This window comes from Aliidiomarina soli (assembly GCF_003986975.1).
Taxonomy (GTDB): Bacteria; Pseudomonadota; Gammaproteobacteria; order Enterobacterales; family Alteromonadaceae; genus Aliidiomarina; species Aliidiomarina soli.
Map to the genome: position 1 here is coordinate 1 of NZ_PIPO01000011.1, position 1,074 is coordinate 1,074.

At 48.5% G+C, this 1,074-nt stretch carries 2 tRNA genes and 2 rRNA genes; all 4 read right to left on the bottom strand.

The features are described from left to right. Nucleotides 1-107, bottom strand: a 23S ribosomal RNA gene (locus CWE14_RS14685); the annotation flags it as partial. Between the two features lie 359 nt (nt 108-466). Further along, a tRNA-Ala gene (locus CWE14_RS14690) sits at nt 467-542 on the bottom strand. Between the two features lie 243 nt (nt 543-785). After that, nucleotides 786-862 (bottom strand) — tRNA-Ile (locus CWE14_RS14695). A 143-nt stretch (nt 863-1,005) separates the two neighbouring features. After that, nucleotides 1,006-1,074: ribosomal RNA gene (locus CWE14_RS14700) — 16S ribosomal RNA — on the bottom strand; the annotation flags it as partial.

Consider the following 1,074-nt stretch of genomic DNA (forward strand, 5'->3'; position numbering starts at 1 on the left):
TGATTCAAATGCCTCTTACTGGCTTATCATGGCTTATCGCAAGTTAGTACGTCCTTCATCGCCTCCAACTGCCTAGGCATCCACCGTGTACGCTTAGTCACTTAACCATACAACCCAAAAACGTATACATCAGAGCCTCATAAATGAGCCACTGTGCTGTATTGGATTGTACTTTTTCTTTACATGACAAAGTACGATACGCCTCTACACCAAGTGTGTCTTGTAGAGTATTACCTAAGAGATTTCTCTTTGTTTGTTACAATCAGCTTGTCCAAGTTGTAAAAGAGCACGTAACAGTAAGTTACTGATAAATAATGTCTTAAACATCACTTATCGCTAACTTATCGTTCGCTAGGTAAATAAACGTTTGCAGGTCGCCTCGTAGCCATTTGCTTGTAGACAAGGCGTGGCGCGAGGGAGTGTACTGTAGTACACGACGAGTGCCGCAACGCAGGATACGAGGAAATGGTGGAGCCAAGCGGGATCGAACCGCTGACCTCCTGCGTGCAAGGCAGGCGCTCTCCCAGCTGAGCTATGGCCCCTTTGGTGCAAGGCTTTGCCACAACACTCCAGCGCGGCGTTGCTTCGGCTCATTCGCTCAGTCACGTACCGACGTACGCTCCTTCACTCATGTCACCTCGCGCCTTGCTCTGAAGCGTTCTGGCTGCGCTTATACATTGTATAAGCTAAACCGTTCCGCAGTTTTGGCGTGCTGGCAAGGCGGTGACCGAGGAAGTGTACTGTAGTACACGACGAGGGAACCAACGCAGTCCAGCGCGACAAAATGGTGGGTCTGAGTAGACTTGAACTACCGACCTCACCCTTATCAGGGGTGCGCTCTAACCAGCTGAGCTACAGACCCAGTATCCGTACAATGAATAACGTTCTGTGTGTCATCCACACAAAACACGCGATAACTTTCATCATCACGTATATTCACGTTTATTTACCATGTATCAAAGCCAATTCAATCTGTGTGAGCACTCACATCTTTTGAGCTATCGTTAAGGAGGTGATCCAGCCGCAGGTTCCCCTACGGCTACCTTGTTACGACTTCACCCCAGTCATGAACCA